18 protein-coding genes are annotated in these 20,775 nt (G+C 42.8%); 5 read left to right on the top strand and 13 right to left on the bottom strand.

Annotated features, from left to right (window positions below):
• Nucleotides 1-261 precede the first annotated feature (261 nt).
• The 3 genes from ACTXGH_RS12135 to ACTXGH_RS12125 form a co-directional block, all read right to left on the bottom strand.
• Nucleotides 262-3,636 (bottom strand): ESPR-type extended signal peptide-containing protein, encoded by a 3,375-nt coding sequence (locus ACTXGH_RS12135; RefSeq protein WP_439296528.1) that lies wholly within the window; start codon nt 3,634-3,636, stop codon nt 262-264.
• A 501-nt stretch (nt 3,637-4,137) separates the two neighbouring features.
• Complete coding sequence (gene pssA, locus ACTXGH_RS12130; protein ID WP_439296529.1) at nt 4,138-5,010, bottom strand: CDP-diacylglycerol--serine O-phosphatidyltransferase; 873 nt, start codon at nt 5,008-5,010, stop codon at nt 4,138-4,140.
• 10 nt (nt 5,011-5,020) lie between these two features.
• Entirely contained in the window at nt 5,021-5,896 is an 876-nt protein-coding gene (locus ACTXGH_RS12125) for a 23S rRNA (adenine(2030)-N(6))-methyltransferase RlmJ (protein ID WP_439263327.1), read from the bottom strand.
• A 130-nt stretch (nt 5,897-6,026) separates the two neighbouring features.
• Between ACTXGH_RS12125 and ACTXGH_RS12120 the strand changes: the two genes are divergently transcribed.
• Nucleotides 6,027-6,779 carry a 2OG-Fe(II) oxygenase gene (locus ACTXGH_RS12120; RefSeq protein WP_439296530.1) on the top strand — a complete coding sequence of 251 codons (753 nt, stop codon included), beginning with the start codon at nt 6,027-6,029 and terminating at the stop codon, nt 6,777-6,779.
• Between the two features lie 106 nt (nt 6,780-6,885).
• Complete coding sequence (dapE, locus tag ACTXGH_RS12115; RefSeq protein ID WP_439296531.1) at nt 6,886-8,091, top strand: succinyl-diaminopimelate desuccinylase; 1,206 nt, start codon at nt 6,886-6,888, stop codon at nt 8,089-8,091.
• Nucleotides 8,092-8,224: 133 nt separating this feature from the next.
• Here dapE and ACTXGH_RS12110 read toward each other — a convergent pair whose 3' ends face one another.
• The 6 genes from ACTXGH_RS12110 to ACTXGH_RS12085 all read right to left on the bottom strand — a co-directional run bounded on the left by ACTXGH_RS12110 (nt 8,225) and on the right by ACTXGH_RS12085 (nt 13,075).
• Nucleotides 8,225-8,764, bottom strand: coding sequence for a GyrI-like domain-containing protein (locus ACTXGH_RS12110; protein ID WP_439263321.1), 540 nt, complete (start codon nt 8,762-8,764; stop codon nt 8,225-8,227).
• A gap of 54 nt (nt 8,765-8,818) precedes the next feature.
• Nucleotides 8,819-9,028, bottom strand: coding sequence for a Fe-S cluster assembly protein IscX (gene iscX / locus ACTXGH_RS12105; RefSeq protein ID WP_021812734.1), 210 nt, complete (start codon nt 9,026-9,028; stop codon nt 8,819-8,821).
• 228 nt (nt 9,029-9,256) lie between these two features.
• Entirely contained in the window at nt 9,257-9,793 is a 537-nt protein-coding gene (locus ACTXGH_RS12100; RefSeq protein ID WP_439296532.1) for an acyl-CoA thioesterase, read from the bottom strand.
• A gap of 279 nt (nt 9,794-10,072) precedes the next feature.
• Nucleotides 10,073-11,473: an NAD(P)(+) transhydrogenase (Re/Si-specific) subunit beta gene (locus ACTXGH_RS12095; protein WP_439296533.1), complete on the bottom strand. Its 1,401-nt coding sequence runs from the start codon at nt 11,471-11,473 to the stop codon at nt 10,073-10,075.
• The gene (locus tag ACTXGH_RS12090; RefSeq protein ID WP_439296600.1) at nt 11,470-11,817 is read right to left on the bottom strand and encodes a proton-translocating transhydrogenase family protein; all 348 of its coding nucleotides are present in this window, start codon (nt 11,815-11,817) and stop codon (nt 11,470-11,472) included. Before ACTXGH_RS12090 ends, ACTXGH_RS12095 begins: the two co-directional genes overlap by 4 nt.
• A 100-nt stretch (nt 11,818-11,917) precedes the next feature.
• Entirely contained in the window at nt 11,918-13,075 is a 1,158-nt protein-coding gene (locus ACTXGH_RS12085) for a Re/Si-specific NAD(P)(+) transhydrogenase subunit alpha (RefSeq protein WP_439296534.1), read from the bottom strand.
• 304 nt (nt 13,076-13,379) lie between these two features.
• Here ACTXGH_RS12085 and yaaA point away from each other — a divergent pair, with 304 nt between their 5' ends.
• Entirely contained in the window at nt 13,380-14,180 is an 801-nt protein-coding gene (gene yaaA, locus ACTXGH_RS12080; protein WP_439296535.1) for a peroxide stress protein YaaA, read from the top strand.
• Nucleotides 14,181-14,391: 211 nt separating this feature from the next.
• Here the strand turns inward: yaaA and groL are convergent, their stop codons facing one another.
• Together groL and ACTXGH_RS12070 are read right to left on the bottom strand one after the other, a co-directional pair.
• Nucleotides 14,392-16,041 carry a chaperonin GroEL gene (groL, locus tag ACTXGH_RS12075; protein WP_439296536.1) on the bottom strand — a complete coding sequence of 550 codons (1,650 nt, stop codon included), beginning with the start codon at nt 16,039-16,041 and terminating at the stop codon, nt 14,392-14,394.
• A gap of 89 nt (nt 16,042-16,130) precedes the next feature.
• On the bottom strand, nt 16,131-16,421 hold the full coding sequence (locus ACTXGH_RS12070) for a co-chaperone GroES (RefSeq protein ID WP_439296537.1): 291 nt from the start codon (nt 16,419-16,421) through the stop codon (nt 16,131-16,133).
• Nucleotides 16,422-16,834: 413 nt separating this feature from the next.
• Between ACTXGH_RS12070 and ACTXGH_RS12065 the strand changes: the two genes are divergently transcribed.
• Entirely contained in the window at nt 16,835-17,605 is a 771-nt protein-coding gene (locus ACTXGH_RS12065) for a DUF3108 domain-containing protein (RefSeq protein WP_439296538.1), read from the top strand.
• A gap of 173 nt (nt 17,606-17,778) precedes the next feature.
• Here ACTXGH_RS12065 and ACTXGH_RS12060 read toward each other — a convergent pair whose 3' ends face one another.
• Both ACTXGH_RS12060 and wrbA read right to left on the bottom strand, forming a co-directional pair.
• Nucleotides 17,779-18,258, bottom strand: coding sequence for a hypothetical protein (locus tag ACTXGH_RS12060; protein ID WP_439263308.1), 480 nt, complete (start codon nt 18,256-18,258; stop codon nt 17,779-17,781).
• 55 nt (nt 18,259-18,313) lie between these two features.
• Nucleotides 18,314-18,931: an NAD(P)H:quinone oxidoreductase gene (wrbA, locus tag ACTXGH_RS12055; RefSeq protein WP_439263306.1), complete on the bottom strand. Its 618-nt coding sequence runs from the start codon at nt 18,929-18,931 to the stop codon at nt 18,314-18,316.
• Nucleotides 18,932-19,214: 283 nt separating this feature from the next.
• On the opposite strand from wrbA, the gene ACTXGH_RS12050 reads away from it, so the two are divergent.
• The gene (locus ACTXGH_RS12050) at nt 19,215-20,741 is read left to right on the top strand and encodes a YihY family inner membrane protein (RefSeq protein ID WP_439263304.1); all 1,527 of its coding nucleotides are present in this window, start codon (nt 19,215-19,217) and stop codon (nt 20,739-20,741) included.
• Nucleotides 20,742-20,775: the final 34 nt, after the last annotated feature.

Genomic DNA, 20,775 nt, shown 5'->3' with positions numbered 1-20,775 from the left:
TCAGTGGTAAACCACTCTCCAATCACCCTTCCCTTTCGACTGGGTGGCATTATACGCGCTTTTAATAGGGGGTCAAGGGGAATTAAAAGTTTATTTTCATATAATCAATTATAAAAAAGTAATTCTATATTTATCAGCAGCTTGATTTAAAAAGCTATTTTTTATTCTTTCAATACTATTGATTAACTACATCAACTGATAAAGCCTACCATCTTTTAGATGATAGGCTCAAATATATGCATGCTTAATTAAAGACTGGCTTTAATCGAAGGTATAGCTTACTCCGACGTTTCCACCTTGTTGACTGCCGCTACCACCGAAAGCACTACTGATAGAGAAAAGTCCGTTTGATGTGGTGTAGCCTACGCCTAGAGCATATCCTGTTTCACCTTCCCACGTACCTCCACCAAGACCTACGCTAACTTTGCCAGAAACATTAGGATAACGTAGAGCACCGAATGCGAGTGCACCTGCAACTGCTGAATGAGTCTCTCCTTCGAGATCATCTATTCTTCTATCTGTATAGCCCATTGCTTCAGCACGATTTTGGTTGAGCTGAGAGACATTCACTGCATCATTTGGATTGACACCAGCGGCGACATTGGTGATTCGGCGTTGAGTGTTTGTATTACCTACCGATACCGTATTGTCCGCTGTTGATTGTGAGTTTGCTCCTAATGCAACAGCATTGCTATGAGTTACGCTGCTATTAGCACCGATAGTTACTGCGTCTGTGGCTTGAACGTTCACTGACTCACCGATAGCGACAGAGTTTGAAGCGTTAGTCGCGTTCGTAAAGGTTGGTGTACTATTGGGACCAACTGTTACCGCTGTAGCGCCAACGGTAGCATTGCTACCCAGTACCACGGAATTACTGGTAGTATCACCAATGACGTTGTCGTTACCAACCGCGTAATTGGCGTTGCCACCGATAATATTAGGATCTCCAAACGCACCTGAGCGATCACCTGAAACGATGTTGCCATTACCCACGCTGGTAGATTGATCGCCAGTCACTGTAGTATTAGTGCCCATAGCGATACTGTCCTTACCTTTAGACTGAGCGTTGACTCCGATTGCTATCGCACCGACAGCAGTAGCGCCATTGCCGTTATAATTACCTGTATCTTCGCTGTCACTAGAACCATTAACGCTAAAGAAGCGAGCTTGGCTATCTTCGATTCTGCTTTCTAATTCAACTTTAGCTTCTTCGCTGATACCTGAATCACCTTTGTCTCCCTTAGCACCGTTCATACCATTTAAACCGTCAACACCGTTAATACCGTCTTTACCATTTAAGCCATCAGTACCGTTTTGACCTACTGGACCTTGTGAACCAACTGGACCTTGAGCACCATCGGCGCCATCTTGACCGTTGATACCATCTACGCCATTAGTGCCATCCTGGCCATCAGCACCATTTAAACCGTCTGTTCCGTTTTGACCTGCTGGACCTTGTGGGCCAACTTCTCCTTTATCACCCTGATCACCTTTAGGTCCAGGTGTTAGCTCAATCGTATTTATCTGTGTTTGCAAATCCGTCAGCTTGCCATCAACTGCAGAGAACGCGGCGCCTACATTGCTGTATTCTGCACTGCTTATTCGATACGTAGGCGCTTGGAATACTCCTGTATTACTGAACTGCGCATCCCCACCTAGAGCGGTTGCTATGCTGCTGAAATGAGACAAACCCGTTGTTTCTACCTTTTTTAATTGAGCAATGTTGACGGCATCAGTATCAGATGTTCCAGCAGCAACGCCTGTAATTTGACGGGTCTGCCATTGGCTAGAGTTAGCATTGCTCGTATCACCAACACTAACGGCACCAAGAGTAGATTGCCAAATAGGATTGGTATCGCCATTAGCTGAATAACCTGTTATCCCCGCATTAACTGATGTTTTGCTTTGTGCGCCTAGAGCAACGCTGTTACGAATATCAGCCGTTGATCCTGTACCCATTGCTACGCTGTCACGACCACTTGCTACTGATGTATTACCGATAGCTGTCGCGCGGATGCCGCTCGCCTTTGCGCCGATGCCTAGAGCTTCATAATCACTCTGTGCAAACTCAAAGATCTGACCGCCATTATCGTCATCTTTAAAACGTCGTCCATCATTATCAGTCTGGATAGGAGTAGTAGCTGCAGTAAATTCTGCTTGCTCAATAGCACCCTCGACAGCGACTACTACAAAATCAGCACCGCTACCTAATGCAGTAGACCCGCTAGCCATAGCTCTACTAAAACCACCTAGTGCGGAGCTAACGTTACCTGAAGCTTCATTACCGACACCTACTGATGAGCTAGCGATGCCTAAAGTATTGTTACCGACACCTATTGATGAGCTAGCGAAGCCTGAAGCCGTGTTATAGCTACCTATTGCTAAACTAACTTCAGCTTGGGCAGCGTTATAACTTCCCATAGCAGTACTATTCTGAGCTGATGCTTCGTTATAAGCGCCGATCGCTGAGCTATCATCTCCTGAAACAGTATTATCGTAACCCAGTGCTGAACTACGTTCGCCACTTGCTTCATTGGTATGACCAACCGCAGCGCTTGCAATACCTGATGCGATGTTAGTAAAACCCAATGCTGAGCTATTATTACCTGAGGTAGTATTTCTATAACCGACTGCTGAGCCTGCAACACCTGAAGTTGTATTTGAATAGCCTGTAGCAATGCTATATGCCCCAGTCTCTGCTATTGTATTGTTTCGTCCAAACGTCGAGCTTTCTATACCATTTGATCTATTATTCGACCCTACTGCTGAACTATCATTACTTGATGCAGTATTACCATATCCCACTGCTGAGCTACGTTCTCCCGAGGCGGTATTATTGGAACCTAGCGCCGAACTACGCAACTTAGAAGCTACGTTTTGGCTCCCTACTGCGGTACTACGCTCCTCAACGGTTGAGTTGTCGCTACCTATCGCCAAGCTACGAACTCCAGATGCTGTATTTTCGTTACCTATTGCGGAGCTAGCTTGACCAATTGCCTTGTTGCTATAGCCTACCGCTGTACCAATATAGCCTTCGACCTGATTAAGACGACCTGCTGCCAATCCAAAACCTTCTGTTATTCTATTTTCGTTACCAAATGCTGAGCTTCTAAAACCTTCGACGTAATTTTCCGAACCTATAGCCGAACTTGAATCACCTAACGCGCTATTATAAGCACCTATCGCTGAACTACTTTCACCAGAAGCGGTATTTATAGCACCGACAGCTGAGCTATAAGTATTTGAAGCGGTATTTATAGTACCGACAGCTGAGCTAGAAAAACCTGAAGCAGTATTGTCATAACCTATTGCAGTGCTACGGATACCTGATGCTTCGTTTGAAAATCCGCAAGCAATAGATTCAGGTGATGCAACACTATTACTTGGCATGAAATTTTCTGTCAAACACACTTCTGCCTGACTACTCATCGCCGTCAGTCCAAATACGCTAGCAATAGCAATACTTATAGCGCTTTGACGTAGCAATTTTCCGAATGATGCAGTTGGCATTGCTCCCACTGTACTAACATGACCTGACCCTTTGCTGGATTTTCCACCCGACTTGCTAATTTCACTAACGGCTGTATAGCAACCCGTAGAACGATTAAAAACAACGCGGTAAACATGGTTTAACATGAGAGTATCCTGTATATATAAAGTCGCTATCGAAGCAACTAATATGATGGCTATACAAATAGTCTGATAGTTGAACTATCACTAATAGGTATAGAAGTTAGTGTTGAAAAATAGTTAAACAAGGAAGCAGTTAGCTGGGTCATTGTATGAGCCTCATATCTAATAGAAGGTTAAGAAATTTTTTTAAAACTTTAAGAGATAAACCTCTCACCTTCTTCAGAAATATTTTTATACGTTCTAAATATAAAAATAAACATTAAATATACATATTGACATATTGTGTTTACATGCACTATATATGCCAACATTCAAGTTATGAAGGGAGCAATGGTTTGTATGAAGAGAGCAATGATTTGATAGCAGACAAAAAAAGCCGCTTATTTATTAATAAGCGGCTCTTATAATATATATTTAGAATTGGTTTAATATCAACTGTCTTTATTACTTGAAGTCTGAAAATGCATCATAACTACCAAAACTAAGATATGACTGACACAAACTTTAGTGTTTAAAATTAGTTTTTACAGTAGTGACTATACCTGATAACGCATAGATAATACCGATGGCTAAGATACCAACAGGTATGTCATAGAGCACAATGCTCATGACTAATACACCAATGATAAGCACCACAAAAGGTACTTTCTTTTTATCAAATTCTTTAAAACTATAGTATTTGACGTTACTGACCATCAATAAACCGCAAATAACTACCCAAGCGGCAAATAAGAACATAACAGCAGTATCATGTTGTCCCACCCATTCATTATGATCGACAGCAACCATAACAGCAGACGTTACTAATATAGCGGCAAGCGGACTTGCTAAACCAACAAAGTACTTCTTATCTACAATACCAACCTGCACGTTAAAACGTGCTAAACGGAATGCACCACAAGCCGTGAAAACGAACGCACATCCTAGGCCAATGCGACCCAAAGGCTCTAAGGCAAAGCTATAAATTAAAATAGCCGGTGCAATGCCAAAAGCCAACATATCGGCAAGGGAGTCGTACTGCTCGCCAAAGGGGCTTTGTGCATTGAGCATACGTGCAACCCGCCCATCAGCACCGTCAAGAATAGCGGATAAAAAGATGGCTAAAGATGCTTTATAAAACTCGCCTTGAGTACTGGCTAAAATCGAGTAAAAACCAGATAATAGCGATAAAGTGGTGATCAAGTTGGGCGCTAAATAAACACCGCGACTGACCACAGGCTTACCTTCTGCAACTTCTGTCTCAATCACCTCGAAAGTCAGCCCATCGTAATTATCATTATCCGCCAAGCGAATATTGAATTCATGCTCATCAACAAAGGGTGGCTGAGTTGCGGCGCTGTCATTTAAACTATTGTGAGGCGATTGCTCAGTCGTCATATTGATATCCTTATTCGCCAACTAACCAGCGTACATTGGTTGCACTATCAGGCGTCAGATTTGGCGCATCAGCTACTTTTAAAGCAGGCTGTAAAAATCGTAATATTTCACGTGCATGATTATCAAACTGCCATGGCGGATTGATAACGAGCAGCCCCGTACCATTGAGACCAACGGCGACATCATTTGGATAAATATTTAGCTCACAAACTAGCTGACGACGCATTTCAGTACGTTTTAGCTTTTTGTAGAACAGCTCTACCGCTTCAATGTTTTTAATGGGGAACCACAACGCATAAGTACCTTGTGGCCATTTGTTATAAGCAGTAACAAGCAAGTTGATAAGGCGTGTAAAGTCTTTGTGTTCTTGCTCATAGGGAGGATCAAGGAAAATAAGTCCGCGGCGCTCGGCTGGTGGGATAACCGCTGTAATACCTTCAAACGCATCACGATGATGGATACCAATTGGTAACTTATGTAATTGATAGTTCAACGCATCATATTCAGAAGCTTTAGCTTCAAAAGCTTCACCGCGCACGCCTGCGTCTGGGTTTTTTTCAACATGGTGAGCAACCCACCATGGCGACCCTGGATAGACTTTACTATCATAAGTGAATTTGGCTTGCTTGATACCTTCCACATATTCTTTAACAGCAGTTGGGGCCTTTTCAATGTCCGTTTTTAGTAGAGCTTGGATACCGCCCTTGGCTTCTCCTGTCTTACGCGCTTCTTCACTACTAAGTGAATACAGTCCGCGACCGCCATAAGCGTCAAGCACATAAAAAGGTTTGTTTTTTTGGCCCAGTTGATTAAGCAGTTGTACCAATAAAATGTGTTTGACCACATCAGCAAAGTTACCAGCGTGGTAGGCATGTTTATAGTTCATAATCTCAAAAGTTTAAATAAGAAAAATTGCATCTATGGTAGCATAGGAAGCATAAAAGATAATGTGGTTTTGGTAAGCACTTTTAATAAAAGGGCTTTGAATGCCAGCTAATTGACAATAACGAGGTGAGATGACTAAGATTATTAGCAACCTAAATGTGACAAAGCTTGTGGTCAATCATCCGATAGGTCCTGATAATCCGCCGCAGCTTGCACCGTGTACTGATAAAACCAGCGATAAACTGCTTACCCAAGATGTTTTGCAGATGACAAACTTTGCTGTCAATTGGGCGGATAAGCTGACCGATAGACAGTTAGATAAGTTTGTAACTGATGGCTGGATAGTGGTAGATGGCGTGTTTGATCATTTGGCACTACAGGCTTTGCAAGCAGAGAGTGGTTTTGTTGACTATCGTGATGCTGAGCTGACCGCTGGTGTTCGGATTAGTGATATTCGCGGTGACCGTATTCGCTGGATCACTAAAAATTTCTTTGCTGGCTACTTTTATCTACAAAGTATCAATGCGCTTGCCACTTTATTCAATCAAAGCTTGTTTGCAGGTATTCGCCACAGTGAAGCACATTATGCCTGCTATCCGGTAGGTTTCGGTTATAAATGGCATAGTGACAACCCTGCCGGCCGCAATGAGCGCGTTATCTCAGCCGTGTTTTATTTAAACGACGAATGGGCAGCCAATGATGGCGGCGCGTTAGAAATTGTTGACAAACATGGTATACATCATAATGTCATGCCTGTTGCCAATCGTCTGGTCATATTTGACAGCGACCTGCAACATCAAGTACAAATCGCTCATCGGCAGCGCTATTCTATCGCGACGTGGATGCGCCGAGATGGTTTAGTGCCTTTTGTTGAAGAGGGTTAAATAAGCTATTTATTGTAGGCTGGGTTTTTAACCCAGCTTTTAAACTTCGCAAATGCAGAATGCTGGGTTAAAAACCCAGCCTACGCTCAATTCTGAAAGGTCTATCATGTCTAATAATAAAAATACTTTAACGCAAACTCATCAGCAAGCCACTCTTGATCTAAGCATTGAACTATTAGAACGTCCTTCAGTGACGCCAGACGACGACGGTTGCCAAGATATTTTATCGGAACGCTTAAGACAGGCAGGCTTTGATTGTGAGTTTACGTATTTTGGCGATAGAGATAAGACTGGCGAGCACGCGGAAGTCAAAAACCTTTGGGCACGCCGTGGCACGACTGAACCAGTGATTTGCTTTGCCGGTCATACCGATGTGGTGCCAACAGGCGATGTCAATAATTGGACCTACCCGCCCTTTACCCCAACCATCGAAAATGGCTATCTCTGGGCGCGCGGTGCCGCTGATATGAAAACCGGCATTGCTGCTTTTACCATCGCAGCTGAGCGTTTCGTTGCCAACCATCCTGAGCATAATGGCTCTATCGCCTTTTTAATTACCTCAGATGAAGAAGGCCCCTCTATCAATGGCACCGTTAAAGTCATAGAAACTCTAGAAGCACGTAATGAAAAAATTACCTATTGTCTTGTTGGTGAGCCCTCGAGTACTGATACCCTAGGCGATATTATCAAAAACGGTCGCCGCGGCTCGTTGGGTGCCGTGCTGACGGTCACCGGTAAGCAAGGTCACGTGGCCTATCCGCATTTGGCTTGTAACCCTATTCATGCGGCTACCTCCGCGTTAGCAGAACTCACGACGGCAACTTGGGACAGTGGCAATGACTACTTCCCCGCCACCTCTCTACAAATCTCTAATATCAATAGTGGCACTGGCGCAACCAATGTCATCCCTGAGACGCTTGAAGTCGTTTTTAACTTCCGCTTTTCAACGGAAACAACTGAAAATGAACTAAAAGCAAAAACCCATGCTATCTTTGATAAGCATTTTGCTGATAGCAAGGCCAGTTATGATATTCATTGGAAATTATCTGGTCAGCCGTTTTTGACACCTGAAGGTAAACTCGTCTCTGCCTGCCAGCAAGCCATTAAGTCGGTGACGGGCACACAGGCAACTTTATCGACTTCAGGCGGTACTTCTGACGGACGCTTTATTGCGCCAACGGGTGCACAAGTCGTTGAGCTTGGCGTGCGCAATGCTACGATTCATCAAGTTGATGAAAAGGTTGAGGTGGATGACTTGGGCAGATTGGCGCAGATATATGAAGGCATTCTAGAGAATTTGTTGTTAGATTGATTTTACCCCTCTAACGTAAAAAAGCGCTATCTGATTTAAAATAGCGCTTTTTTTATCATTGTTCTTTATCAACTATAAATTAAACCTTTTAAATTATCTAATTTTTACTGACAGACAAGGTCATTTACTGGCTTTACTCAATCCCAATATATAAGTCCACCTGCCCATACTCTAAATTACCACCAATATAATGCTCAAAATCGACCTTATAAGTGCGAGTATGCGCGCAATCTGGATTATGGAAGTACTCCCAAGCTTTCTCCCAAGCGTTCATCACGGTATTCGGCATTCTACCTTCTTCAGAAAATACTAAATATTTACCGGCAGGAATAGTAACTGTCACCACATCGCTAGCATGAGCGGCACTAAGAATATTTTCAGCACTTAAAACATTATGTTCTTCGTCACTGCCTTCGCCTGCTGCTTGTGCACTCTCTACCTTCCAACTAGCGACTACATCAAAAGCGCCGACCAAATCTTCGCTCTCGTAGTTCTGATACACCCCGTAAATATCTTCACCTTCAGCCAAATGGCTGACATGGTTTTGGTAGAACTTTTGCCATAAACGTCCTAATTTAGCCGTATCATGGCTGATTTCTGCGTTATTCGTGGTGCGAGTGCTAATACCTTTGCAAACGATTGCATCAGCTAACTCTGTTACTTGAGAAGTCATATTGTTTCCTAATGAATGAAAAAGATCATGAAAGCTTGTCACATAAAGAAAGGTCTAATCTGCTTCATCTATCCAATTCATTTGAATCGCTTCCAGGATACCTTCGTTTGACTTTTGTGGATCATCATCAAAGCCTTCAAGCTCAGTCACCCAGCGATGCAAATCAGTAAATCGTATGTACTGCGGGTCAGTCTCTGGGAATTTTTCATAAAGCTCAATAGCAATGTCTAAACTGTCTGTCCATTTTAGTTTTTGTGGGGTCATAATGGTGCCTCTTTATTGTTAATTAAGCCTTGTATAGTAGGTTCAAAATAAAATGATTATAAATTTGAACGCGCCACTGGTATAAATTTTACTTGCGTGCTGTTATCTTTCGATGCTGCGTAAAATTCATCCCAGCAGCGCTACGACACTTTTAAAGTAATTAGACTATACCAGTATTATGAACTATCCTAACAAACTTCAGCCTCTACTGTATAGATAGGCTTGGTTTTAACGACTCTCAGATTTAACAGCCACTTGATGCTTATTCCAACTGGTAATCACGTCGCTCAATTGCTCATCCGCCATATCTAACATATCAGGCGTACACTTATTACCGTATTTATCTTTTAGTAAAAATTTAGTCATACCAACGCCCATTAGCTGACTTTTGACAAAGAAGCGAGTTTCAAAGTAAATATATTTCTTATCCCAGCCAACAAGCTCACTACTCACTGTCATCTTATCTAAGAATTTAATCTCTTTGAGATAAACCATCTCTTGCATAGCGATAACCCAATTTAAGGGTTTGATACCTTTTTGATGAACACAGGTCATTAGCCAACGGGTGATATTGAGCTCAATAAAAGACAGGTAACGGTAATTTGGCAGATGATCGCGAAAGCCCATGTCATGTGGCAATACTCGATACTGACGAGCAATTGGCGCGCTCAACATTTCAGTGGTTAATTTTTCACTAGCATTTTGCAGCTTAAGTTGTTTTTTGAGTAAGCTTGTCATAATAAAGAAGCGAATCAACATATTCATAAAAAACTCTCTTGATGTTTATATAGTCAGTTGAAAATAAAACTGTCATCAATTTAAATGCACTACTGGTATAAATTTTCCTTGCGTGCTGCTATCGCTCGATGCTGCGCGACTAATATCTAAAAGCAAGCATCCCAGTAGCGCTATAACACTTTCAAATTGAAACTACTATACTGTGTTTTATAATTGGTTATCTTTTATATCTGAGATAAAGGCGTCATACCATAACGCAAAAAAGCCACCTCAGTGACTTCTTCGATAGACATATATTGTTAAAGGTTAATGACCACCGCCATTGATACTACGTACCATCTCCTCTACCATCTTCTTCGCATCACCAAAGATCATCATGGTTTTGTCCATATAGAACAAGCTATTATCAAGGCCAGCGTAACCAGTACTCATCGAACGCTTGATAACCATAATCGTTTGAGCTTTGGTAACTTCTAAAATTGGCATACCAAAGATGGGTGAAGATGGATCGTCTTTTGCAGACGGATTGACCACGTCGTTAGCCCCGATGACCAAGACCACATCGGTACTGGCAAAGTCGGAATTAATCTCGTCCATCTCTAAAATATCATCATAAGGGACGTCCGCTTCTGCCAATAATACGTTCATATGACCTGGCATACGACCCGCGACTGGGTGAATGGCAAAGCGTACGTTAACGCCTTCTTCTTTAAGCAATTCATACATCTCTTTAACAGCGTTCTGTGCGCGGCCCTGCGCCATACCATAACCCGGTACAATCACCACGTTGCTGGCATTGGCCATGAGAAACCCTGCATCTTCTGCCGAACCTGCTTTGTAGTTCTTTGGCGCGCTATCATCAGCGCCGCCAGCGACCGCTGCACTAGCTATACCACCAAATAAGACGTTCAGTAATGAGCGGTTCATGGCCTTACACATAATATAAGATAAAATCGCGCCTGATGAACCAACGAGCGAGCCTGCGATAATCAGCATTGAGTTGCCAAGGGTGAAACCAATACCTGCTGCCGCCCAACCTGAGAATGAGTTTAATAGTGACACAACGACTGGCATATCACCGCCACCGATTGGTGCAATCCACATCCAGCCAAAGATAACCGCAATCACTGCCATGGCATAAAACGCAGGCAAAGAGTCCGTGACGAAGTACACGCCGCCAAAGCCAATCATAGCAATGAATAATAGCGCTTGTACAGGTTTTACCCAGCCGCCAGCCAGTGTCTTTGCCCAACTCTTTGCCGCCAATTTACCGAAAGCAAAGACCGACGCTGAAAAGGTAATCGCACCGATAAAACAACCGATAAACAGCTCTACACGAGCAACTGCACCATGCTGCTGTTCAGTATGCAATACCGTTGCCAAAGCAATCGCGACTGCTGCTAAGCCAACGAACGAATGCATCAAAGCGACCGTTTCTGGCATTTGGGTCATGGCAACTGTTTTCGCTTTCCACATTCCGACAAGGGCACCTAAAACCATGGCGCCGATAATTAGCCAAAGCACAGGGCCTTCTGCCAAAAAGAAGGTCGTTGCGACCGCAATTGCCATTGCTACCATACCAAAGCGGTTACCGCGAATGGCCGTTTTTGGGCTAGATAAACCACGCAGGGTTAATACAAAGAGGATAGCGCCGACCAGGTAGAACCAATCTGCATTTGCCGCAATCATTGCTGAAAAATCATTCATGCGTCGCCTCCATTTTCAGTTGCATTGACGTCAACAGCAGGTGCTTTTTTTACTTTCGGTTTAAACATTGCCAGCATACGTTCAGTCACGGCAAAGCCACCAAAGATATTGATACTGGCTAGAAATACTGCAAAGGCACCAAGCAAGCTGGTTGGCGTAAATACCGAGCCATCAATTGTGACCGTCTGTAGCATCGCGCCGACAATGACAATACTTGATAAAGCATTCGTCACCGCCATCAACGGTGTATGTAGCGCTGGGGTAACACCCCAAACGACGTAATATCCCACAAAAATAGCGAGTACAAATACGGTAAAAATGGCGACAAACGGTGTGCTACTCATGGCTGCACCGGCAGGCGCTGCGGCTAAAACAGTGGCAATCATCTTATCCTCCTAAAATTTATTCATTACTGACAAGTGGATGGCGACAAACCATCAAGACTTAGCGCTTAGCGAGGCGTACCTGACCCGCGTGAGTCACTGCTAGCGCACCTTGAATCTCATCTTCCATATCTAAGTTCAGTGCCAGTTTGTTTGTTGCATCGTCATCTGTAGCAGCTGGAGCTATCAAGGTTGTGATAAAGTTAATCAAGTTATTAGCATACAAATCTGAAGATTGAGCGGCCAGCATCGATGGAATGTTGGCCGCACCGACGATACGCACCCCATTGTCCGTAGTAATGGTTTCATCTGGCACACTGCCTTCTACGTTACCGCCTGTTCCAGCAGCCATATCAATCAGCACTGAGCCCGCCTTCATTTTGGCAAGTGTGGCTCCGTGTACTAAGCGCGGTGCCTGACGACCAGGAATCTGCGCTGTAGTAATCACGATATCAGCGTTGCTTAATGCTTTATCCACGACAGCTGCTTGATCTTTGATATACTGCTCTGAAGGTGTCCATGCATAGCCACCAGTTGCTTTAGCTTTTTGCGCTTCGTCCTCACTCATCGGTACCTCAAGCCACTTACCGCCGAGTGATTCAACCTGCTCTTTAGCTGCAGGACGCAGATCACTGGCTTCAACGACGGCACCTAAGCGCTTGGCCGTCGCAATCGCTTGCAAACCTGCAACCCCTACACCTAAGATGACAACTTTAGCGGGCTTGACTGTCCCCGCTGAGGTCATAAACATCGGAAAAGGACGTGAATACTCATTGGCGGCTAGCAATACCGCTTTATAGCCTGCAAGGTTGGCTTGCGACGACAAGACATCCATATTCTGTGCGCGTGATAAGGTACGTGGTAATAGTTCCATCGCAAATGCCGTTGCTCCTTTAGCAGCATAAGCATCCAGCTGAGTATTACGGTAAGGATCGAGCATACCAATGACAATCTGACCAGATTTTAAGCTGTCAGTAGTTATAGAAGGTAAGTCATTAACTGTGGTAATAATTTGAGACTGGTTAACTACCTCAGCACTACTATTTGCAATATCGGCACCAGCCGCTTGGTACAAATTATCAGCATAATACGCTGCTTGACCTGCACCTGACTGGATGACGACTTCAAACCCAAGTTTAATTAGCTTTTTGACCGCATCTGGGGTGAGCGCTACGCGGTTTTCGTGTGTGATATCTGCACTGATGACACCGATTTTCATACCGTCTCCTTACTCTAAATATATTACTGACCTATACACAGATTATTTGCATGATGAGATGCATAGAGCGAAAATTTTGGTCAACGCTTACATTAAATAGTTCAACCAATATTATCAATATAATAAATGACCAGCTGCTTTCCATCATGTGTTTTTATTATAGAGACATCGTTTGCTAACTTTCATTGTCTAATGATGACCCATAAGTAAATAAAAAGTTATGTATTTATACCATTTATATAATCTTTATTGCTATATTTGAAATTTTTATTTTTTTCGACCTCATAAACTATAAGGAATGACTATGTATTTTGTACTTTCCCCTGCCAAATCTTTGAATGAAAAAGATGATATTCCCGTAAACCTATGCAATTATTACAGTCAGCCTGAGCTTATCGAACACGCGCAAGAACTCATGAAAATACTAAAATCGAAAGAACCGATTGATTTGCAAGAGATGATGAGCATCTCTGACGATTTGGCGCAGCTCAATGCTGAGCGCAATCAACAATGGAGCTGGAGTAAAAATCAGCCGTTTGATGATCAGAATGCCAAACCAGCGAGTTATTTGTTTGATGGAGATGTCTATACTGGTCTTGATATGTATAATATGGATAAAGAAACGGCCGTTTATGTTAATGAGCACTTAGGTATTTTGTCAGGTCTTTATGGTGTGCTGAAACCACTTGATTTGATTCAGCCGTATCGCTTAGAGATGGGCACTAAGCTGAAAAACGCGCGAGGTGACAACCTATATGAATTTTGGGGCGAGGAAGTGACTGATGTTATCAATGCACACTTGGCAGATAACGATGACAAAGTACTGGTTAACCTCGCTTCTAATGAATATTTTAAATCGGTCAAGAAAAAGGCGCTAAATGCTGAAATCATTACACCAAGATTTGAAGATGAAAAAAACGGTCAATATAAGGTAATTAGCTTTTACGCCAAAAAAGCCCGTGGATTGATGGTGAAATATGCTGCTGACAATAAATTGACCAAGGCTGAGGAGTTAAAGAATTTTGACTTGGCGGGATATTATTATGTCGATGAGCTGTCTGATGATAAGACATGGACGTTTAGAAGAGATGAAGCGGATTCGTAATCATCATGCTAAAACATACTAAACTTGTATAAAAAAACCCCGATAAGCTCAGCCTATCGGGGTTTTCATTTGAATTAGGTTTAATAAGTACGTTATGATAAAGTCATACTTCTAGCGAAAAGCGATTTGTCGAGAAAGACGAGCGAAAATAGTACCTATTGTACATTGAGCGCGTCTGACAAAGAGAAATCGCCTTGTAGCAGAAGTAAAATTACATCATGCCGCCCATTCCACCCATACCGCCCATTCCACCAGCACCGCCCATAGCAGCCATACCGTCATCACCTTGCGGTAAATCAGTAATCATGACTTCGGTCGTGAGCATGAGGCCTGCAACAGATGCAGCGTTTTCTAATGCTGAACGAGCAACTTTCGCTGGGTCAAGGATACCCATCTCTAGCATATCGCCATACTCGCCAGTCGCTGCGTTGTAACCATAGTTACCGCTACCACTTTTCACTTCGTTAACCACAACTGAGGCTTCTTCGCCAGAGTTAGTAACGATTTGACGTAATGGTGCCTCCATCGCGCGACGTAAGATGTTCATACCTGCGTTTTGGTCGTCGTTATCGCCACGTAGCTCAGACAATGCATTCATTGCACGAACTAAGGCAACACCACCACCAGGGACAACGCCTTCTTCAACCGCTGCACGAGTCGCATGTAGCGCATCGTCAACGCGGTCTTTTTTCTCTTTCATTTCTGTTTCAGTAGCCGCGCCAACTTTGATAACGGCTACGCCGCCAGCCAGTTTTGCAACACGCTCTTGTAGCTTTTCTTTATCGTAGTCAGAGGTAGACTCTTCGATTTGACGGTTGATAGACTCAACGCGCGCTTCGATGTCAGCTTTTTGACCAGCACCATCAACGATAACCGTGTTTTCTTTACCGACAGTAACTTTCTTCGCAGTACCCAGTTGCTCTAGGGTCGCAGTCTCAAGGCTCAAGCCAATCTCTTCAGAGATAACCGTACCGCCAGTTAGTGTCGCGATATCTTCTAGCATTGCTTTACGACGATCGCCGAAACCTGGTGCTTTAACCGCACAAGTCTTCAAACCACCACGCATATTGTTGACAACTAGCGTAGCCAATGCTTCGTTTTCTACGTCTTCAGCGATGATTAGCAACGGTTTGCTCTGCTGCATCACTTGCTCAAGTAGTGGCACGATTTCACGAATGTTGCTGATTTTTTTGTCAACCAATAGGATATATGGGTTTTCAAACTCGGCCGTTAAGCTGTCTTGCTTGTTCGCAAAGTATGGGCTGATATAACCACGGTCAAACTGCATACCTTCAACAACTTCTAAAGTATCCTCAAAGCTTGAACCTTCTTCAACAGTGATAACGCCTTGCTTACCGACTTTTTCCATCGCTTGAGAAATCAATTCACCGATCTTGGTGTCTGAGTTCGCAGAAATAGAACCAACCTGAGCAATCGCTTTATGATCGTCGGCTGGGGTCGATAGCTTATGGATTTCTTTAACCGCTTCGCGTACTGCTTTGTCGATACCGCGCTTAAGATCCATTGGGTTCATGCCAGCGGCAACTGATTTCATGCCTTCTTGCAGGATTGATTGAGCCAATACTGTTGCGGTAGTCGTACCATCACCAGCGACGTCATTAGTGCGGCTAGCAACTTCACGAACGAGCTGTGCGCCCATGTTTTCAAATTTGTTCTCAAGCTCAATCTCTTTGGCAACTGATACACCATCTTTAGTGATGGTTGGTGCGCCAAATGACTTGTCGATAACCACGTTACGACCTTTAGGGCCTAGCGTGACTTTTACAGCGTTTGCTAGAACGTTAACACCGTCCATCATTTGCTTACGAGCATCAATGCCGAATTTTACATCTTTTGCCATGTTAATTTACTCCATTATTATAAGTATAAAAATACGATCGAATAAGTCGATATAGTAATGTGCTGAGTGCTTAATATTACCTAAAAGAATTAACCTTCTAGCACACCCAATACATCAGACTCTTTCATAATAAGTAGTTCTTCGCCGTCAACTTTTACCGTTTGACCAGCATATTGACCGAACAAAATTTTGTCGCCAGCTTTTACATCTAACGCACGAGTTTCGCCGTTGTCACGAACCTGACCATTACCAGTTGCTAGCACTTCACCTTGTGACGGTTTTTCTTGTGCTGAACCAGGTAACAAAATACCACCAGCAGTTTTTGTTTCTTCTTCTATACGGCGGACGACGATACGGTCATGTAAAGGACGAATGTTCATCGATATGACTCCAAAAGTTGATTGTTTACGTTAAAGGGTTTATTTGAATGAATAGTCTCAAGACCAGTATCCATAAGAAATACGATTAACAGTAATGTCTCATAGATAAGCGTTGAGCTTGTATCAAAAAGTGGGGGCAATAGAAGATGGCTTCAAGTGTAAATTTGAAAAATTTACAAGAATATGAGTGTAAACAATTTATAAATTCATGCTAGCGAGTAACCTTACTCACAAAGCGTTACTTGTGACGTCGGCTCAAGGAATTTCGGCAACATAGGCTACAAGAGCTGAACACTGCTATATGTTAACGCTCTTGAAAATGTAACAACATATGACCATTATAAGCGTTGAGAACATAATAATAGTTATAAGAAAAGATGACATCTCTGTCTTCTATCTACTAAGGAGTATTCATGAGTGTTTTATCAATAAATAAAAAGTTAGCAATAACTGACAATCAAAACCTTAGACATAATAAATCGAAATTTCTAACCGCCTTAACTACAGGTGCTAGTATCGCTATTATCGGAGCTTTAAGTATGACCGCCCCTACTCTTGCCAACGCAAAAACCATACAACCATCAAGTGCCGATTATAGCTTCACAGTTGAAAATAAATATAAAGGCACTGCCAACCGCACCTTAAAAAATTCTGGTAATACTTGGAATTATAAAGTGAAAGCTCGCGTAGCTGGCGTCGCTAGTGCCGCGCAAGACAGTACCTTTACCATCAATGGCAATAGTGTCAGCCCAACTAAAGCGAGCACTACCTATAAGTTGCTAGGTCTTGGACGTACGCATAAGCTAAGCTTTAATCCTAGTAGTAAAGAAGTCACCAGTACTTATAAAGGCAAAACCACGACTATGAATATGGCGCAGCAAGCTTTTGATGATTTGAGCCTTGAAGTGCAAATTCGTCAAGACCTATTGAATGGTGATTTTTCTGGTAACTACTATATGGCCAAAAAAAATAAAGTAGAAAAGACGCCATTTAAGAAGTCTGGTAATACCAAAATCACCGTACCAGCGGGGACTTTTGATACCGTTCGTGTTGACCGTATTCATGACGACAATAGTCGTTCAACCAGTTTTTGGTTGGCACCGAGCTTAGATTATTTACCTGTCAAAGTAAGCCAAGTCAACGATGGCAAAAAAATGGATTTAGAATTAACGAAAGCCAACTAGATTCTGAGCTATTACTCATTTAGCTGATGATTACGTTATGTAGAGTCGATATTAGCTAAAGTAGATACATGGCTTAAATAAGCAAGACCATAATAGAAAGCGGCGCTCTGGATAAGAGCGCCGCTTTTTATTATCTAAGCTTTTTTATATCAATAACAGAGGTAAAAACCAATCTAGCGAGAGCGTGGCTGTTTGACGACGTTATTCATTGAAGGCAAACGCTTTAATAGAATAAATAACCAAACGTTGATCGCCAGCAATAGCACAAAATCAAGCAAATATACCGCTATCTCAGACCAGCTACTACCATAGATGCGAGTAAACAGCACGACCCCACTTGCGCCCAAATAGACTAAAGTGAACATACTACTTATCAACAACGCATAAGGTGAACGACCACGCACAATCCATGGCGTCAATATAAAGGCTGGCAAAAGCCATAATGTCTGCCATGCAATACCGCCCACGATATCGGGGTTACTGACGTTAAACACACTAATAAGAATGGGCAGTGCAAGCATTCTATAAGCTAGCCAAATAAGCCACGTCAACATCAAACGCTGACGAATGGGCGTAATAGGTTTGACAGGTTTACTGGCTTTTTTTGCTGCTGGTTTTGCCTGAGTGTTATTATCTGGACGGTTAGTAGCCATTAGATACGTCTGTTTCCTAGTTTAATAGCATTGTGCTGCACGATATAAAAACAGCTTAGCGGGTCCAATTAGCTTGTGCTAATGCTTTAGCACTAATAGCCAAACGTCGACCTTGAGCGACACCTAGCTCGCGCTCATCATCATTTACAGGCTGGTCATGCAATGCACCGCTCACGTGACTAGCGCCATAAGGCGTACCGCCGCGATGAGTACGATTGAGTGCAGGCTCAGCATAAGGCACACCGACTATCATCATACCGTGATGCAGTAGTGGTAACATCATTGTCAATAAGGTCGTTTCTTGGCCACCATGCATCGAACCGGTCGCTGTAAATACTGAAGCGGGTTTGTTTTGCAGATTACCAGCCAGCCATAGCGTAACAGTATTGTCCCAAAAGTATTTCATGGGCGCGGCCATATTACCAAAATGCGTCGGACTACCAAGCGCCAGACCGCTACAGTCTTTTAAGTCATCCATCGTGCAATAAAGATCACCTTCGTCAGGAATAGCGGGTTTGCTCGATGTGGTCTCAGGTGCCACGATCGGTACTGTACGGATACGCGCTGTCATGCCTGCGTCTTCGATACCTTGAGCGATAGCATACGCCAAGGTCTTAGTCGTACCGTGACTAGAATAATATAGTACCAAAACATAAGGGTTGGTTTGACTCATGAGCAACACTTCCTTATAAAATCATTAATGTTAAGAGATGCCATAGCTTGAGTGTCATAATAGCTTAGGTGTCATATAAGCTTTGCACCAAGAGATTAACGTCATTGATAGATGTGCACATTATGCCCGACTCATTCACTGACATGCAAATAAAGACTGCTATACCTTATAGTGATAGCCATGTAACGAGTGCTATTATGTATTTTGACACAATTAATTGGCAGATGCTGATGGCACATTTTTGTTACACTACTGTCACTCTTACCCTTGCTAAATGGTCGATATGGAAAACTTACTGAAAAAAATCCCGTTTACACATCAACGCTGGTTTCAGTTTTCGCGATTTTTGACGCGGCATTTTTTTGAAGACAACTGCCAACAAAAAGCAGCTTCACTTACTTACACCACCATGCTATCGATTGTGCCTATGTTGACCGTCCTACTGATGATCCTATCGTCAGTTCCAGCGCTTGCTACAGTTAGAGCACAGATTTATGAAGTGATTTATAGCAATTTGCTACCGAAATCAAGTATGCAAGTCAGTGAGTATATCAACAGTTTCGCTGAAAAATCGTCTAACTTGACGGCCATCGGGGCAATGATTTTATTTGTCACAACTATTGTCACTTTGACGACTATCGAACGTGCCTTTAATCAAATTTGGCGAGTAGAGGATCGCTCTGGTGGTATTAAGAGTATGCTGCGCTATTGGACCATTGTCACCATGGGACCGTTAGTATTGGGTACTGCATTTATTGCTTCTAGTACGGTACAAAGTTTAAGCTTTTTAAACCGTCAAATAGGCGGTTACGGTATCGACTGGTCGTTTTGGGTACAAATAGTTTCCATTGGTGTCACGATCGCAGGCTTTATTGGTATGTATTGGTTCATCCCCAAAGCACGTGTACCCGTAAAAAACGCGGCCATAGCTGGTATATTCGTTGCAATAGTATTTGAATTACTAAAGCATATCTTTGGTACGGTAATGGGCAACTTTACCAGTTACGAAGCCATATACGGTGCGTTTGCCGCCTTACCAATCTTTTTATTATGGATTTATCTGTCATGGAACTTGATTTTACTAGGTGTTGAGATTAGCTATACGTTAACTATTTTTGAGACTGAGGAGGTCTATCCGCGACACCCGCTGTTAAGTTTGCTTGATATGTTAAATCTAGTCTACCTTAGCCACTTAAAAGGTGATGCTGTTAGCGAGCAGGAGCTACGAAATGTATTGGGTCGTAAAGAGCTGCCTAAATGGTATACCTACATCAATTATCTAAAAGACTGTAAACTTATTACCGTGACTGAAGATGATGAATACGTTCTCAAAAAAGATCTTAGCAAAATGACGCTATGGGATTTTTATCGTACCCTGCCCTATCCGTTACCTATAAAGGACGAGCTTGATGAGATGGAAAATAATAGCCAACAACCATGGCTAAGCCTGCTGGTACGCCGCTTTAACAATACTGAAGCCTTCGCTCAAGAACAACTTGACTTACCGTTGTCTGCTATTTTCTCTCACAGTCAGCCACGTAAAAAAACCTCTGCAGATAACAAAATAGAGCCTTTTGGGAAATCTAGTAAGCGCAATACACAGCACAATAAACATAGGCGCGAGCAAGACACACCGCATTTTGAAGCAGCAGCCTATGATAAAGACAGTGACGTCATATGTGATAACAATCGCAATGAGATTTTGATTCCAAATGACCAGATTGCAGACGATAAAGATAAAAATAACGACCGCATCAATCACCAGGGCAATATCATTACTGAAGCGGATAATCCAAAAGTAAACAGGTAAATGCTATAACCTTAACTTTAACCTTATCAGACGA

This window comes from Psychrobacter sp. 1Y10 (assembly GCF_052259005.1).
Classification (GTDB): domain Bacteria; phylum Pseudomonadota; class Gammaproteobacteria; order Pseudomonadales; family Moraxellaceae; genus Psychrobacter; species Psychrobacter saeujeotis.
Note: the sequence above shows the minus strand (reverse complement) of the source record. Positions and strands in the feature narration are given on the sequence as shown.

Bases quoted from the DNA above. Each gene is read 5' to 3' on its own strand.
- ACTXGH_RS12135 (WP_439296528.1), bottom strand. From the start codon at position 3,636: ATGTTAAACCATGTTTACCGCGTTGTTTTTAATCGTTCTACGGGTTGC.
- pssA (WP_439296529.1), bottom strand. From the start codon at position 5,010: ATGACGACTGAGCAATCGCCTCACAATAGTTTAAATGACAGCGCCGCA.
- ACTXGH_RS12125 (WP_439263327.1), bottom strand. From the start codon at position 5,896: ATGAACTATAAACATGCCTACCACGCTGGTAACTTTGCTGATGTGGTC.
- ACTXGH_RS12120 (WP_439296530.1), top strand. From the start codon at position 6,027: ATGACTAAGATTATTAGCAACCTAAATGTGACAAAGCTTGTGGTCAAT.
- dapE (WP_439296531.1), top strand. From the start codon at position 6,886: ATGTCTAATAATAAAAATACTTTAACGCAAACTCATCAGCAAGCCACT.
- ACTXGH_RS12110 (WP_439263321.1), bottom strand. From the start codon at position 8,764: ATGACTTCTCAAGTAACAGAGTTAGCTGATGCAATCGTTTGCAAAGGT.
- iscX (WP_021812734.1), bottom strand. From the start codon at position 9,028: ATGACCCCACAAAAACTAAAATGGACAGACAGTTTAGACATTGCTATT.
- ACTXGH_RS12100 (WP_439296532.1), bottom strand. From the start codon at position 9,793: ATGAATATGTTGATTCGCTTCTTTATTATGACAAGCTTACTCAAAAAA.
- ACTXGH_RS12095 (WP_439296533.1), bottom strand. From the start codon at position 11,473: ATGAATGATTTTTCAGCAATGATTGCGGCAAATGCAGATTGGTTCTAC.
- ACTXGH_RS12090 (WP_439296600.1), bottom strand. From the start codon at position 11,817: ATGAGTAGCACACCGTTTGTCGCCATTTTTACCGTATTTGTACTCGCT.
- ACTXGH_RS12085 (WP_439296534.1), bottom strand. From the start codon at position 13,075: ATGAAAATCGGTGTCATCAGTGCAGATATCACACACGAAAACCGCGTA.
- yaaA (WP_439296535.1), top strand. From the start codon at position 13,380: ATGTATTTTGTACTTTCCCCTGCCAAATCTTTGAATGAAAAAGATGAT.
- groL (WP_439296536.1), bottom strand. From the start codon at position 16,041: ATGGCAAAAGATGTAAAATTCGGCATTGATGCTCGTAAGCAAATGATG.
- ACTXGH_RS12070 (WP_439296537.1), bottom strand. From the start codon at position 16,421: ATGAACATTCGTCCTTTACATGACCGTATCGTCGTCCGCCGTATAGAA.
- ACTXGH_RS12065 (WP_439296538.1), top strand. From the start codon at position 16,835: ATGAGTGTTTTATCAATAAATAAAAAGTTAGCAATAACTGACAATCAA.
- ACTXGH_RS12060 (WP_439263308.1), bottom strand. From the start codon at position 18,258: ATGGCTACTAACCGTCCAGATAATAACACTCAGGCAAAACCAGCAGCA.
- wrbA (WP_439263306.1), bottom strand. From the start codon at position 18,931: ATGAGTCAAACCAACCCTTATGTTTTGGTACTATATTATTCTAGTCAC.
- ACTXGH_RS12050 (WP_439263304.1), top strand. From the start codon at position 19,215: ATGGAAAACTTACTGAAAAAAATCCCGTTTACACATCAACGCTGGTTT.